The sequence below is a fragment of the Lysobacter sp. A286 genome, assembly GCF_054052105.1.
Window position 1 is genome coordinate 1577159 of record NZ_JBSVRJ010000001.1, and the last position, 13562, is coordinate 1590720.

At 64.8% G+C, this 13562-nt stretch carries 10 protein-coding genes; 5 read left to right on the forward strand and 5 right to left on the reverse strand.

What is annotated here, in order from left to right; all coding sequences use genetic code 11:
* Positions 1-57: 57 nt before the first annotated feature.
* Positions 58-2172 carry a M13 family metallopeptidase gene (locus ACW7G0_RS07275; RefSeq protein WP_456988661.1) on the reverse strand — a complete coding sequence of 705 codons (2115 nt, stop codon included), beginning with the start codon at positions 2170-2172 and terminating at the stop codon, positions 58-60.
* 112 nt (positions 2173-2284) lie between these two features.
* On the reverse strand, positions 2285-2704 hold the full coding sequence (locus ACW7G0_RS07280) for an Lrp/AsnC family transcriptional regulator (RefSeq protein WP_456961254.1): 420 nt from the start codon (positions 2702-2704) through the stop codon (positions 2285-2287).
* Positions 2705-2861: 157 nt separating this feature from the next.
* On the opposite strand from ACW7G0_RS07280, the gene ACW7G0_RS07285 reads away from it, so the two are divergent.
* Positions 2862-3917: an ornithine cyclodeaminase gene (locus ACW7G0_RS07285; protein WP_456988663.1), complete on the forward strand. Its 1056-nt coding sequence runs from the start codon at positions 2862-2864 to the stop codon at positions 3915-3917.
* 101 nt (positions 3918-4018) lie between these two features.
* On the opposite strand, the gene ACW7G0_RS07290 is transcribed toward ACW7G0_RS07285, so the two are convergent.
* The 3 genes from ACW7G0_RS07290 to ACW7G0_RS07300 all read right to left on the reverse strand — a co-directional run bounded on the left by ACW7G0_RS07290 (position 4019) and on the right by ACW7G0_RS07300 (position 7195).
* On the reverse strand, positions 4019-4489 hold the full coding sequence (locus tag ACW7G0_RS07290) for an FKBP-type peptidyl-prolyl cis-trans isomerase (RefSeq protein WP_456988665.1): 471 nt from the start codon (positions 4487-4489) through the stop codon (positions 4019-4021).
* Positions 4490-4660: 171 nt separating this feature from the next.
* On the reverse strand, positions 4661-5788 hold the full coding sequence (locus tag ACW7G0_RS07295) for an HDOD domain-containing protein (RefSeq protein ID WP_456988667.1): 1128 nt from the start codon (positions 5786-5788) through the stop codon (positions 4661-4663).
* Positions 5789-5887: 99 nt separating this feature from the next.
* Positions 5888-7195 (reverse strand): MATE family efflux transporter, encoded by a 1308-nt coding sequence (locus tag ACW7G0_RS07300; protein ID WP_456988669.1) that lies wholly within the window; start codon positions 7193-7195, stop codon positions 5888-5890.
* 135 nt (positions 7196-7330) lie between these two features.
* Here ACW7G0_RS07300 and ACW7G0_RS07305 point away from each other — a divergent pair, with 135 nt between their 5' ends.
* The 4 genes from ACW7G0_RS07305 (at position 7331) to ACW7G0_RS07320 (ending at position 13560) form a co-directional block, all read left to right on the forward strand.
* Entirely contained in the window at positions 7331-8251 is a 921-nt protein-coding gene (locus tag ACW7G0_RS07305; RefSeq protein ID WP_456988671.1) for a M14 family metallopeptidase, read from the forward strand.
* Positions 8252-8476: 225 nt separating this feature from the next.
* Positions 8477-8740, forward strand: coding sequence for a hypothetical protein (locus ACW7G0_RS07310; RefSeq protein ID WP_456988673.1), 264 nt, complete (start codon positions 8477-8479; stop codon positions 8738-8740).
* Between the two features lie 140 nt (positions 8741-8880).
* Entirely contained in the window at positions 8881-11847 is a 2967-nt protein-coding gene (locus ACW7G0_RS07315; protein WP_456988675.1) for a bifunctional diguanylate cyclase/phosphodiesterase, read from the forward strand.
* 144 nt (positions 11848-11991) lie between these two features.
* The gene (locus ACW7G0_RS07320; RefSeq protein WP_456989478.1) at positions 11992-13560 is read left to right on the forward strand and encodes a M20/M25/M40 family metallo-hydrolase; all 1569 of its coding nucleotides are present in this window, start codon (positions 11992-11994) and stop codon (positions 13558-13560) included.
* The last annotated feature ends 2 nt before the right edge of the window (positions 13561-13562 follow it).

The window sequence follows — 13562 nt, forward strand, 5'->3', positions numbered from 1 at the left end:
GCGGGTGGACAGGCCAACCGCCGGCGCAACGGACTCACCGGTTTGCCGTGCAGCGGCTTACCAGATCCTGACGCGATCGGCCGGAGCGATCCACAGCGCGTCGTCCTCGGTGACATCGAACGCGGTGTACCAGGCGTCGATGTTGCGCAGCGGGGCAAAGGCGCGAATCTGACCCGGTGAATGGGTGCCGTTGACCAGTTGCTGGCGCAGGGCGTCGTCGCGCCACAGGGTGCGCCAGACCTGCGCCCAGCCCATGAACAGGCGCTGCTCGCCGGTGAAGCCGTCGATCTCCGGTGCCGCGTCGCCGTCGAGCGAACGGCGGTAGGCCTCCAGCGCGATGGTCAGGCCGCCGAGGTCGCCGATGTTCTCGCCCATCGCGACCTTGCCGTTGATGTGCATGTCCGGCAGTTGCGGAAACTCGTAGGCCTCGTACTGGGCACCGAGCCGCTCGGCCTGGACGTCGAACTGGGCCGCATCATCGGCCGTCCACCAGTCGCGCAGCAGGCCATTGCCGTCGGACTTGCGGCCCTGATCATCAAAGCCGTGGATGATCTCGTGGCCGATCACCGCGCCGATTCCGCCGTAGTTCACCGCCGGATCGGCATCGGGGTCGAAGAACGGCGGCTGCAGGATGGCGGCCGGGAATACGATCTCGTTCTTCACCGACGAGTAGTAGGCGTTGACGGTCTGTGGGGTCATGCCCCATTCGCCCTTGTCGACCGGCTTGCCGATGCGCACGCGGTCGTGCTCCCACTCGAAGGCGTAGGAACGTTCGGCATTGCCGAACACATCGTCGTTGGCGACCTGCAATGCGGCGTAGTCGCGCCAGGTGTCGGGGTGGCCAATCTTCAGCCCGAAGTTGGCGAGCTTCTTGTGGGCCTCGGCCTTGGTCGCCGGGCTCATCCACGCCAGCTGGTCCAATCGCGCACCCATCGCCGCCTTCACGTTGGCGACCAGGTCGTCCATCTTGGCCTTGGCGTCGGCCGGGAAGTACAGCTCGACATAGTCGCGACCGATCGCCTCGCCCATCGCCGACTCGGCGAAGGCGACGGCACGCTTCCAGCGCTCACGCTGCTCGGGCTGGCCGGACAGGAACTTGCTGCGGAAGCCGAACTCGGCATCGACAAACGCCTTCGACAGCAGCGGCGCGGCGTTGTCGGTGGTCTGGAACGCCTGCCAGGCCTTGAGGGTGGCCAGGTCAGTGTCGGCGAAGATCCGTGCGATCTCCGGGAACGCGGTGTCCTGACGGATTACAGCGCGCTCGGCGTAATCGACGCCGGCAGCCTCGAAGAACGTCGCCCAAGGGAAGCCGGGCGCGGCCTTGTCGATGTCGGCCAGCATCACCGGGTTGTAGGTCTTGTCGCGGTTTCGGCTCTCGGCGCGGGTCCAGTGCGCTTCGGCGACCCTGGTCTCCATTGCCATGATGGCGTCGGCGTTGGCCTGCGGTTGCTCCCAACCGGCCAGTTCCAGCATCTGCGCGATGTACTCGACGTAGCGCTCACGCTGCGGCGCGAACTTCTCATCCAGGTACATCTGACGGTCGCCCAGGCCCAGGCCGGATTGGCTGAGATAGAGCGCGTAGGTGTCGGGGCTCTTCTGGTCGTCGGAGACGTAAGCGCCAAAGAAGCTGCCGCCAAAGCCGGCGTTGCGCTGGCCCATCAGGGCGGCAATGGCGTCCTTGTCATTGGCGGCGCGGATGTCGTCCAGGTGCGGCTGCAGTGGCGCGGCGCCGAGCGCCTCGATCGCCGACTCGTCCATGAAGCCGCGGTACAGCGCGGCGACCTTGGCCGCATCGCCGCCGGTGGCCGGGTCGCCGAGCGCGTAGCCCTCGACCAGTTGGCGCAGACGCGCCTCCGACAAGTCGCGCAGGACCAGGAAGGAACCGTAGCTTGACCGATCGGACGGGATTGGCGTGTTCTGCGCCCAGTTGCCGCTGACGTAACCGAAGAAGTCCACTCCCGGGTCGACGCTGGTATCCATGCCGGCCAGGTCGATACCCCAGGTGCCAAAACGCGTCGCGGCAATGGCCGCATCACCACCACCGGTGTTATCGCTTGCCTCGAACAGGGTCTGGATTTCGCAACCGTCGTCGACGCAGCGGTCCTGGGCGGCCAGTGGTGCAGCCATCGTCAGCGCGACCGCGGTCGCGACACAAAGCAGGGTCTTGTTCAATGTGGTTTCTCTTTGGAATGAGCGGGCGGCCCTGGGCCGACCTGATGTTCTACCTTAGCCGGGAGCATGCCGGGCAGTGCCAAGAGTTGGCCCGTGGCAAACGCGAGGTGTCCTACCCGCGGAAGGTCTGCAGGTGCACGCTGGTCTCGCTGGCGCTGATGCCGGGGATCTTGCGGATGCGCTCGAGCACCTTCGACAGCTCGGCCAGGTCGCCCACGCGCAGCTCGGCCAGCAGGTCCCAGCGCCCGTTGGTGTCGTGCAGCTCGGCCACGCCCGGCTCGCCCAGCAGCGCACGTATCACCGAATGCTGGTTGCCCTTCACCGCGATGCTGGTCCAGCTGCGGATCTCCTCGGGCGCGGCATCCGGCCGCAGCCGGACGGTGTAGCCGACGACCACACCGTCGCGTTCCAGCCGTGCCATGCGGTTGGTAACGGTGCCGCGCGAGACGCCAAGCACTTGCGCGAGCTGCGCGACCGGGGTGCGGGCATCGTGGCGCAGCAGGGCAATCAAGCGGTGGTCGAGGTCGTCCATATGCGCATAGTGGCAGATTATTCTGGCGAATTGCTAGAAATATGGCGTAATACTCACGTTTTTGCCGTTTCGCTCTGACGCTGAAGTCCGGACAATGGATCGGGTCAGGACGCCGTGCGTCCCCCTGCTCAATCCCACATGTTCAAGAGGAGTCTCCATGACCACCCTGCTCACCACCCACGATGTCGCCAGGATTGTCGCCACCCACGGCCTGCCGACGATGCTCGGTCGCATGGTCGAGTACATCGAAGCCGACTTCGGCCGCTGGAACGACTTCGACAAGACCGCCCGCACCGCTGCCCACTCCGATGTCGGCGTGATCGAGTTGATGCCGGTCGCCGACGACAAGGAATACAGCTTCAAGTACGTCAACGGACATCCGGGCAACTACCAGCACGGCCTGTCGACGGTGATGGCGTTCGGCGCCCTGGCCGATGTCGACACCGGCATGCCCACCGTGCTCAGCGAGCTGACCCTGACCACCGCGATCCGCACCGCCGCGACCTCGGTGATGGCCGCCAAGCGGCTGGCCCGCAAGAACTCAAAGGTGATGGCACTGATCGGCAACGGTGCCCAGAGCGAGTTCCAGGCGCTGGCCTTCCACCACCTCCTGGGTATCGAGGAAGTGCGTCTGTTCGATGTCGACCCAGGCGCCATCGACAAGCTCGCCGCCAACCTCGCCAGCGCCGCACCCGGCCTGCGTGTGGTCCGCTGCAGCAGCACCGCCGAGGCCGTGCGCGGCGCCGACATCGTCACCACCGTCACCGCCGACAAGAAGAACGCCACCATCCTGAGCGCGGCGATGATCGAGCCGGGCATGCATGTAAACGCCGTCGGCGGCGATTGCCCGGGCAAGACCGAGCTGGATCCGCAGATCCTGCTGCGCGACGACGCACGCACCTATGTGGAGTTCGAACCGCAAAGCCGCATCGAAGGCGAGTTGCAGCACATGACCGAGGACTTCCGGGTCACCGAGTTCTGGCGCGTGGTCGGAGGCGAAGCCGAGGGCCGCACCAGCGACGCCGATGTCACCATCTTCGACTCGGTCGGCTTCGCGCTGGAGGATTACGCCTCCTTGCGCCTGATGCGCGATTGCGCCGTCGAGCTGGAGCTGGGCCGCAAGATCGACCTGGTGCCGGTGATGGAAGACCCGAAGGACCTGTTCGGCCACCTGGTGGGAACGGCGTTGGCGCAGGAAGCTAAAGCGGCCTGACAAACCGCCACAAACGTTGCGGCAGTATTAAGAAACAAGCTTACGAAACATCGGTCCGCGGACGCGTAGACACACGCGTCCGCGGATGGCTTGCCGGGCAATCAGGCAGCCGAGGCCACGTGCCCGTTGTTCAACTCTTCCTCGGTCGCTTCCCTCACTTCGACCACATCGACCGCGAAGTGCAGCTGCTGGCCGGCGAGCGGGTGATTGCCGTCAACGACCACTTCCTCAGGCTCCACCTTGGTCACGGTCACCAGCAGCGGGCCTTTCTCGGTGCGCGCTTCAAACTGCATGCCGGGCTGCACCGACTCCACACCTTCAAACGCGCTGCGGGGCACGGTCTGGATCAGCCCCTCGTGGCGCGGACCATACGCCTCTTCGGGCGCGACATCGGCGGTGAGGCTGTCCCCGCTCTTCTTGCCGAGCAAGGCTTTCTCCAGGCCCGGGACAATATTGCCGGCACCATGCAAATAGGCCAAAGGCGTATCCGTGGCGGATTTGTCGATCACCTCGCCAGCGTCATTGGTCAGGGTGTAATGAAAAGCGGCAACGCGTCGTTCTGCGATTTCCATGGGAAACCTCTCTAGGGATAGTCAGGGGATGTGCCGGTCGATTCACGGCGAGAATGGGTGCTACCTGACCAGCCTAGAAAAGATGCACCGCAAGTGCAACCCGTCGCCACCTGTATCCGCAACACGCCTACTCGCGCATCGCCCCAGCCGACGCGTTGGTCAGTGGCCGGATCATCCTGCGGAATCGACGCTTCGGCGCACGCGCTTCCAGATATCGGCTGTCGCATGCTGCCGGGGCTCAACCGACGCCAGCATCGCCAGCGCATGCGTCTCATCCATTCGGCCGTGCTTGCACAGCAGGGCAAGCGCGCCGACCAGTCTCCCGAACCGCAATGACCGACCCAGCGAGTCAGACGTAACCCCATGGCGAGAGTGATCCAACGCCTGACAAACCCGTGGCGGCAGCTCCCACGTCCCTGAAACCCGAAACGCCGCCGGAGCCGCCCATGCATCCAGCAGTGCGGTGACCACATCCGCATCCGGAACCAACCCCGGTTGCCGGTTGTACTGGTCGCGTACCACCCTGCCGACGATGATCAAGCCCAGCCCCTGCAACAGGCCCAGAAGCTGCGCGGCGAACGCATCGTCACGCTCGACCAGCTTTGCGTGATCGGTCGCCGCGGCCGCCGACAGCAACGTGTACTCCCAGATCAGGTCCGCAAAGGCAGCAAACGCGCCAACGTCGCTCGTCCCCATCACCGGTTGCATCACCGCCGCCGCGATCAGGTGGCGGATGCCATCGGTGCCAACCATCGCCACGGCATGGGTAAAGTCCTCCACCGGCCGGGACTGCACGCAATACAGCGGGCTGCTGGCGATGCGCAAAAGGTTCCCGGCCAGCACCGGATCCTTGCCGATGATGTCCGCCATCATCCGTCCGGAGGATTTGGGATCATTGACGGTACGCATCAACTGCGGCAGCACCTGCGGCCGGCGGGGCGTGTAGCGCGGTTGTGTCTCGATCTTTTGCAGCAGCGATACCGATCGCGCCACCACAGCGGCGTGTGCAGAGCCGGCCACCACCGCGCCGCGGCTGAACGTCGTGGCGTCGAATGCAATGGCGTAAAGCTGATGGAGTACCTCACGGTCCTCGGGATAGTCCCGGTCAGGCACCCCGCTGCGTTCATCCGCGCTCTCCTCAGCGCCGATATCGGGCCGGTTGCCTGCGCGCTCAACAGCCGTCCTGATCGATCCGGACACAGGCGCCGCTGCTGCCCGCCGACGAACCGCCCATAACGCAAAGCCGGCGACAAGCACCGCGGCAATACCCGCAAGCAGAAGCAATGGCGTTGGCATCATGGAGAGGAAAAATCGGAACCAACCGCATCTTACCGTCAACAACCCCCGAGTTCGCCCGTCCCCAGCGCACGTCATCGTCCCTCGGAGCTTTGGTGTCGCCTATCGCGCGCCGACGATCATCCAGCGGTCGTGACGGGCGCGCAGACCCAGCGTGACCAACCGCGCACCAAGAAAGCCGAAGACAAATGCCGCCATCAGCCACGCCAGCCCCGACGCACCCGACGGCGCGGCCACCAGGACGGCACCGGCCAGCGGCACGAACACCGCCAGGTTGATGACCCCGGCGATGGCCAGGTAACGAAGGTCACCGGCGCCAATGAGAACCCCATCCAGCACCCACACAACGGCGCCCAGCGGAACCGAGAGGCCGAGAATGATCAGGGTCGGCGGCAGCAATGACGAGACCTCCTCCGCATTGGTAAAAACGCGGCCGAGCACACCGCTGGTGGCAATCAGCAGTACTCCGAGCACGACACCCGCGAGCACGCCCCACTCCAGGCAGCGACGCAGGATCGCCTTGACGCTGGCAACATCACCCGCCCCCAGGCTTCGACCCACCAATGCCTGGGCAGCAATCGCCAGCGCATCCAGCGCGAAGGCAAGCGTTGCGAAAATCGTCATCGCGACCTGGAAGGCCGCCAACTGCGGTGACCCAAGGCCGGTCGCCACGTACACCGCCAGCACCATGGCGATGCGCATGGTGACTGTGCGCAGGAAGAGCCAGCCACCCGAGGTCGCACCCAGCATGATCCCGGCGCGCTTGGGCCATACGCTGGCACCCTCCCGTCTCGCGTGGCGGCCGATCACGGCCAGGTAGACCGCCGCCATCGCCCATTGCGCCACCACGGAGCCGGCGGCGGAACCCGCAATGCCCTGGTCAAGGCCGTAGATGAACCAGTAATTGAGCACGATATTGGCGGCAAACCCACCGCCCGCCACGATCAGCGGCGTACGCGTGTCCTGCAGTCCGCGCAGCAGTCCGGTGCCGGCAAACACCAGCAGCATCGCCGGGATACCGGCCATCGAGATGCCCAGATAGGTGGCCGCCGCAGCGTTGACGCCAGCGTCCGCACCGAATGCGGCCACCAGACCGGGCGTTGCAACCCAACCTGCGCCCGCCAGGACGATGCCAAGGCCCAACGCGAACCACAACCCGTCGATACCCACCGCCACCGCACGCTGTGTGTCGCCCATGCCCAGCCATCGGGCCACCGCAGGCGTGGTGCTGTAGGCGAGGAACACCATGAGGCCGATGATGGTTTGCAGAATGACGCTCGCCAGTCCGAGACCGGCCAGTGGCACCTCGCCCAGATGCCCCACCATTGCCGAATCCGTCAGCAGGAACATCGGCTCGGCCACCAGCGCACCGAACGCCGGAACGGCAAGGCGCAGGATCTCGCGATCCATCGGTTGACGGCTAAAGATTCGGATGTGCCACGCCTTGCTTTTTGATCGGCCGGTTCGCGCCATCTTCGGTTTTTCGGGTCATTTGGGCCAGTGCTACAGTGCCTTACCCCCTTTAGCCATCGCGAAACGAGCACCATGACGAAGACCCCCGCACCCTATCCGATCGGCACGCCAGGCCAGCCCTGGGGGCCGGCCGAAGTGGCGACCTGGCTGTCGCAGCAGACTCCCAAGCGCAGCTACGAAGCGGACGTGCTGAGCGTCATCGAGACCCTGCGGACACGTTTCGATGTGGTGCAGTACGGCCAGCTTGACTACCACCCCGACAAATTCCCGCTGTTTGCGATCAAGACCCGCAACTGGCGCGACGACCTCCCCTGCGCGCTGGTCACCGGCGGCGTGCACGGCTACGAAACCAGCGGCGTGCATGGGGCGTTGCAGTTTGTCGACCAACATGCCGCCAGCTATGAGGGCCGCGTCAACCTTGTCGTCGCCCCATGCGTCAGCCCCTGGGCCTACGAGATGATCCACCGCTGGAACAAGGATGCGGTCGACCCGAACCGCTCGTTCCGCGACGACAGCCCGGCGCAGGAGTCGGCCGCGCTCATGGGTTTGGTCGCGCCCTTCCGCGACCGCGTCCTGGTGCATGTCGACCTGCATGAAACCACCGATACCGACGAGTCCGAGTTTCGCCCGGCACTGGCCGCTCGCGACGGCGTCAGCAGCGAACCGGGTGAGATCCCCGACGGCTTTTACCTGGTCGACGACAGCGAGAACCCGCAGCCCGGGTTCCAGCAGGCCGTGATCGATGCGGTAGCGAAAGTCACCCACATTGCACCGGCGGACAGCAACGGCGAACTCATAGGCTCGCCCATGGTCGGCCCGGGAGTCATCGCCTACCCACTCAAGCAACTCGGCCTGTGCGCCAGCATCACCAACGCGCCGTACAAGACGACCACCGAGGTCTACCCCGACAGCCCACAGGCAACGGCGGCACAATGCAACGCCGCGCAGGTAGCGGCCGTTCGTGCGGCGATCGACTTCGCGCTGACGCAGTAATTTTCGCCGAACTTAGGCGAACATAACTTCTTGTTCACAGACGTTTCTGTATGATGCGCCTTCCCTCCCCCTCTTGCCCGTATCTCTGGGCCTTGTCGCACGCCTCAGCCGTGCCGGGGAAGGAAGAAAGCCATCGATCCGCGAAGGGCGTCGAACGCCCTTCGCCGAACGTCACGCCGTGGCGCGCCAGATGCCTGCCACGGCGGACCCGCACAAGGAGCAGCAATGTCCAGCCAGAACGCCGGCAAGTCCAATAATCCGTCACACCTGTTCGCTTCCAACAGCAGCAAGAACAAGAACCAGAACCGCAGCATCACCAGCGACCACATCGCCGACCAGCTCGCGGCATTCAAGAAGGGCGGCGGCCGTATCGAAGTCCTCGGCAATACGCCGCTTCGAGCCAACGTCACCGCATTCCGCTCCAAGGGCAATTCCAAGCGCAAGCCAAGCACCGCCGCCGACAAGGCCGCAAGCAAGGCCGCTGGCTGACCGACCTACGCCGGGCCGTCATTCACGCCCGCGCCCTGCCGTTACCCAGTTGCGATATCAATCGCGGCAACCCTAAAGAATCCTCCGGCACGGCCGATAGAACATGCGCACCGGCATTTCCGACCGGTCACGGATGTCCCATGTTCGACAGTTGGTTTCCAGGCACGTTGCCGGGGGCCGCCGGTAACGCGGCGGACTGGCGGACACGCATGGTGGAAGCCGTGAGCGTGCTGGAAGTGGCATCGGTGCTGGTCGGGCTGGCCGGCAGCCTGCCTGGCGTCCGCCGGGCAAGGCTGTTTTGGGAGCTCGATTTCGCGCCGCCGATGGCCGACCAAGTGCCCGCCCCCGACCCGCGGGAACTCGCACTGATGGATGACGCGGGCGCGACGGGAGCGCCCAGCACCAGTGCCGATGGCCGCCACCTTGCGATTCCCCTGCCCGCAAGTACTGCGGTGATGCTGCTGGAACTGGCGCCCAGCGTCGACGTCGGTGCCATCACGTCGCAGTTGGCTTCGGCACTGCGGGTTGTCGACCGCAAGCTCGATAACCGGTTGCGGATGTCCGAGCTGGAGGGCGAGGTGGTCCGGCTGCAATTGTCCGAGCAGGTCCAGCGGGCGTTGTTCGCGATCTCCGAGCTCGCCGGGTCCGACCGTGACATGGCCGAGGTTCTGCGAGGTATCCATCGCATTGTCGGCACGTTGATGCATGCCGAGAATTTCTTCATCGTCATGCGCGACCTGGAACTCGATACCCTGCGCTTGATCTACTTCGCGGACGTCAAGGATCCACAGCCGTTCGATGAGCTCCCCCTGGACGAAGTCGAGCATTCCGCGACCTGGTACGTCATTCGTGATCGAAAGGCGCTGCGTGGAGACAATGAGCGCCTCAAGGCCCAGGCCAGCGGACCGATGCGGTTGGTCGGCTCCGACAGCCCGGCCTGGTTGGGGGTGCCAATGCTGCGCGAGGGCGTCGCCCATGGCGCCATCGTGGTCCAGAGCTACCAGCCGGGTATCGGGTATAGCGAGGCCAACCAAACCCTGCTGGAATTCGTCGCCAGTCACATCCTGACCACGCTGGAACGGAAAAGCAGCACAGAGCTGCTCGAGCGCAGCGTCAAACTGCGGACCCAGGAGCTGGCGCAGGCCAACTGCGACCTGCAGTTCGAGGTGGCCGAGCGCGAGCGCACCCAGCAACTGCAGACGGCACTGTTCCAGGTCGCCCAACTCGCCGTCGATGACATCGACGAGAATCAGTTCTACCGGCGCATCCACGGCATCATCGGACAGCTGCTCAACGCCGAAAATCTCTTCATAGCGTTGTTGTCCGACGACGGCTCGATGCTCGAGTTTCCCTATCACGTCGACCCGCACTCCAAAGACTGGTCGATGAGCCGACCACTGGCGCGCGGGCTGAGCGAGTACGTGCTGCGCACCCGCCAGCCGTTGCTGGCGACGGCGACGTTGCTGCGCGAACTCGAGCGCAGGGGCGAAATCGAGCACCATCCCGGCTTCGGCGTCCCGTCGGAAAGCTGGCTTGGCGTACCGCTGATTTCCGGCGACGAGACCATCGGCCTGGTCGCGGTACAGAGTTACGATCCGGCGGTTTCCTATAGCCTGCCCGACCAGGAGCTGCTGGGCTTTGTTGCCTCCCAGATCGCCAATAGCCTGCATCGTCGCCGCGTTGCCCGGTTCCGCCAGCAAGCCTACGAACAGTTGGAAGACCGGGTCGATGAACGCACCCTCGAGTTGCGAGAGCAGATTCGCGAGCGCGAGCGGATCCAGCGGCAATTGCGCCACGAGGTCATGCACGATGCCCTGACGGGACTGCCCAACCGCAGCCATTTGCGCGAACGGATCGAGGCGGCGCTGGCCCAGATGGCGGGCCAGCCCAAGCGTCGTTGCGCCCTGCTGTACCTCGATGTCGACCGCTTCAAGGTCATCAACGATAGTCTCGGACACTTGGCCGGGTACGCGTTCCTGCGCGAGATCGCATGCAGGCTGCAGGCATCGGTACGCAAGCCGGACCTGGTGGCGCGGCTGTCGGGAGACGAGTTTGCGGTGCTGCTGAATGACATCCCGCCCGATGGCGGGAGTCCGCGGTCGACGCCGACGGCCGTCGCCCAGCGGGTACTGGACCTGATCACCGCGCCGATGGAGATCGCCGGCCGCACATTGGAACCGTCGGCCAGTATCGGGATCGCGATCGGCAACAAAAATTACACCCAGGCCGATGAGCTGATACGCGACGCCGACGCCGCCCTGTATCGCGCCAAGGCGCTGGGTCGCAAGCGCTGGCAGATGTTCGACGATTCGATGCAGCGGTCGGCCGTCGACGTGTTGACGATCGAAGGCGAGCTGCGCCAAGCGCTGCAGCTGGATCAACTGGAGCCCTACCTGCAACCGATCGTGCGTTTGACCGATGGCAAGGTGGTCGGCCACGAAGCATTGCTGCGTTGGAATCATCCGCGGCGCGGCGTCCTGTGTCCCGGCGACTTCCTTCAGGTCGCCGAGGACAGCGGCCTGATCCAGGCAATCGACTGGCGCGTGTTCAAACGCAGCATGACCCACATGGCGATGTTGGACGATGACACCTATCTGACCATCAACGTTGCCCCGCGCCACCTGCGCCAAAAGGATTTCGCCAAACGTCTATTGCGGCTGGTCTCGCATACCGGCATGTCACCGACGCAGTTGGTGATCGAGATCACCGAGGGTTCGCTGCTCGACGACCCTGAACACATGCGGGCAGTACTGGACCACCTGCTGGCCTCGGGAGTCCGGACCGCGCTGGATGACTTCGGTACCGGATACTCATCGCTGAGCTACCTGCACACCTTCCCGCTGCGAATGCTCAAGATCGATCGGACATTCCTCGCCGCACTCGGCAAGCAGAGCAACACCGCGCCGGTGGTGTCGGCGGTCATCGCACTGGCCCGGGCGTTGGACATGGTGGTAGTCGCCGAGGGCGTAGAAACCGAAGAACAGCACCGGATCTTGATCGCACTGGGTTGCGAACTCGGGCAAGGCTACCTGCTGGGTCGCCCGTCGTCGTTCGCCGATGACCTGCCGGATCCGTCCGACGCCCAGCACGCAGTAGCCAAGGCGTAGGGTCGTGAGCATGCAACGGCCGCATGACTAAAGGCCGGCGAGCATGGAAGCGTGGCCCCCTAAACTTCAACCCTTCAATGTCGCGCCAACTCTTTGGGGAATGAAGTGATCAATCGCTGCCTGTTGCCGATATGCGTGTTGTTGATGGGTCTGGGAGTCAACGGCGTGACCGTGGCCCAGGAGCCGGTGGACCTGGACATGGTCAACCGCATCCGACAGGAGGCTTTCCACCGTTCGCAGGTGATGGCGACCTTCAGCCACTTGACCGAAACCATCGGCCCGCGGCTCACCAACTCCCCCCAGATGGCCCAGGCCAATGCCTGGACCCGCGAGCAATTCACCGACTGGGGCCTGGCTGACGTCCACGACGAAGCCTTCGATGACTTCGGCCGTGGCTGGGAGTTCAACAACGCCAGCGTGCAGATGCTCAGTCCGCGCACGCTGCCACTGCATGCGCTGCCTGAGGCGTGGACCCCGGGCACCGACGGACCGGTCGACGGCGAGGTAATGGCCGTCACCATCAAGAAGCTGGCCGACCTGGACAAGTACAAGGGAAAGCTGGCGGGCAAGATCCTGCTGCTGGATGAAGCACGCGACTACAAACGCGGCGACAAGCCCGATTCGAGCCGCCACGAGGACAGCGGTCTGGTCGAGCTGGAGGTATTCGCCGTACCCGAGGACAAAAAGGAAGATCGCGCCGAGCGGATCAAGAAGTACACCAAACGCCTGGCACTGAGCAAGGCCAGCAACAAGTTCTTTGTCGACGAAGGCGTGCTGGCCACCTTGAGCATCAGCAGCCGGGACAACGGCATCATTCGTGCCACCGGCGGTGGCTCGCGCAAGGCCGGCGAATCGGTCGGCGTGCCGGCACTGGTGATGGTGGCCGAGCACTACAACCAGCTCGCGCGCGCGGCCGAGCGCGAACAGCCGGTCAGGTTGCGGGTCAACGTAGAGGCGCGCTTCACCGACGAGACCGACCAGCCCGGTTACAACACCATTGCCTCGATCCCGGGCACCGGCCGCAAGGCCAATGAAATCGTGATGCTCGGTGCCCATATGGACTCGTGGCACACCGGAACCGGCGCGGCCGACAATGCGGCCGGCGTCGCGGTGATGATGGAAGCCATGCGCATCCTCAAGGCCGTCGACGCGAAGCCCGACCGCACCATCCGCGTCGCATTGTGGAGCGGCGAGGAGCAGGGGCTGGTGGGGTCGCGGGCTTACGTCACCGACCATTTCGCCGCCTACCCCGAGCCCACCGACCCCGGGCAGAAAGCCCTGCCGTCGTCGCTGCGGGACCCGACCGGCCCGCTACGGAAGACGCGCGATTACGATCGTTTCTCCGCCTACTTCAACATGGATAATGGCTCAGGTCGCTTCCGCGGCATTTACGCGCAGGAAAACCTGGCGGCGGTGCCGATCTTCCAGGCCTGGCTGGCGCCATTCCACGACGTCGGCGCCACCACCGTGACCACGCGCAATACCGGCAGCACCGACCACATATCCTTCGATCAGGTCGGCCTGCCCGGCTTCCAGTTCATCCAGGACCATCTGGACTACTTCAGCAACGTCCATCACACCGACCTGGACACCTGGGACCACGTCGAGCCGGAGGACCTAAAACAGGCCGCGGCCATCGTCGCGTCATTCGTTTACCACGCCGCCATGCGCGAGGAGCGACTGCCGCGCAAGCCGCTGCTGGAGAACAACTAGTA

Excerpts from the sequence above, each read along its gene's own strand:
- ACW7G0_RS07295 (WP_456988667.1), bottom strand. The coding sequence starts at position 5,788 with ATGATGCCAACGCCATTGCTTCTGCTTGCGGGTATTGCCGCGGTGCTT.
- ACW7G0_RS07285 (WP_456988663.1), top strand. The coding sequence starts at position 2,862 with ATGACCACCCTGCTCACCACCCACGATGTCGCCAGGATTGTCGCCACC.
- ACW7G0_RS07320 (WP_456989478.1), top strand. The coding sequence starts at position 11,992 with ATGGGTCTGGGAGTCAACGGCGTGACCGTGGCCCAGGAGCCGGTGGAC.
- ACW7G0_RS07310 (WP_456988673.1), top strand. The coding sequence starts at position 8,477 with ATGTCCAGCCAGAACGCCGGCAAGTCCAATAATCCGTCACACCTGTTC.
- ACW7G0_RS07290 (WP_456988665.1), bottom strand. The coding sequence starts at position 4,489 with ATGGAAATCGCAGAACGACGCGTTGCCGCTTTTCATTACACCCTGACC.
- ACW7G0_RS07280 (WP_456961254.1), bottom strand. The coding sequence starts at position 2,704 with ATGGACGACCTCGACCACCGCTTGATTGCCCTGCTGCGCCACGATGCC.
- ACW7G0_RS07305 (WP_456988671.1), top strand. The coding sequence starts at position 7,331 with ATGACGAAGACCCCCGCACCCTATCCGATCGGCACGCCAGGCCAGCCC.
- ACW7G0_RS07300 (WP_456988669.1), bottom strand. The coding sequence starts at position 7,195 with ATGGATCGCGAGATCCTGCGCCTTGCCGTTCCGGCGTTCGGTGCGCTG.
- ACW7G0_RS07315 (WP_456988675.1), top strand. The coding sequence starts at position 8,881 with ATGTTCGACAGTTGGTTTCCAGGCACGTTGCCGGGGGCCGCCGGTAAC.